The sequence below is a fragment of the Vibrio olivae genome (assembly GCF_042428525.1).
Classification (GTDB): Bacteria; Pseudomonadota; Gammaproteobacteria; order Enterobacterales; family Vibrionaceae; genus Vibrio; species Vibrio olivae.
The window spans coordinates 1-820 of sequence record NZ_JBHMEP010000057.1 but is presented as its reverse complement, the minus strand read 5'-3'; the positions used below and the strand labels follow the sequence as shown (position 1 = coordinate 820).

The following is an 820-nucleotide window of genomic DNA, read 5'->3' as shown; positions in this document are numbered from 1 at the left end:
TAGGGGTTATAGGGGTTATAGGGACCATTAAGTCCACCTTGTCCATTGAGTCCATTTCCTTCCCTTTTCTTTGCACAGCCAGGGCCGCTCCGGCTTGTCCGCAGCGGCCCTGAGTTTTTTCCAGCAGAGGCGGCGTTTCCGCCGCTCCCCTGGCGCCTTAACCTTCTTTAGAAGTCGTAGCGGTAGCCTATGCTTCCGTTCACCGAGCTGGCTCCGTTGCGGATGTCCGCGTTGCCGTTCACAAAGATCGTTCCCTGTGTTCCTACAGGAACACTCAGCCCCGCTCCTATCTGCAACGCCGTCCTCCCTACTTTGGCTCCACGCACTTGCTGCGTGTAGCCGGGGTTGGCCAGGAAGCCCACTGCCGTCTCTCCACGGTCGTCTCCCAGGTCCTGGGCCGCGTTGACACGCAGTTCCGCCAGCGCTTCCCTTCCGAAGAGGTTGCTGCCTACAAGACCCATCCAACGGCCGCCAAGCGCAAGTGTCCCCGTCGTCCATTCCTGCTTCTCCACGCTCAGACCCGCGTTGCCCCCTCCCGTTTCACGGTAGCCGTCCATCCGGGTTGTCACCACCGAGGCGTTGAACAGGGGCTGCAGGATGCTGCTCCTGTTTTCGTTGAGGTAGACGTCGTAGGTGAGTTCATACATCGCTCCAAAGCCCCACCCGCTGGTGCTTCCCTGCGTCCCGTAGCTTCCTTCCCCGTAGTTGACCGTACGGTTGAGTTTCGCGTCGTTCCACCCTCCCGTCAGGATGAGCGTGTGCGCCCAGCGCCTGTCCTGGTAGCGGCCGAAGAGGCTGGCGTAGTAGCTGTCCAGGTGCC

1 protein-coding gene is annotated in these 820 nt (G+C 61.0%); it reads right to left on the bottom strand.

The features are described 5' to 3' along the window. Positions 1 to 167: 167 nt before the first annotated feature. On the bottom strand, positions 168 to 820 hold a 653-nt coding region (locus ACFFUV_RS24120), incomplete at its 5' end, for an autotransporter outer membrane beta-barrel domain-containing protein (RefSeq protein ID WP_512701403.1).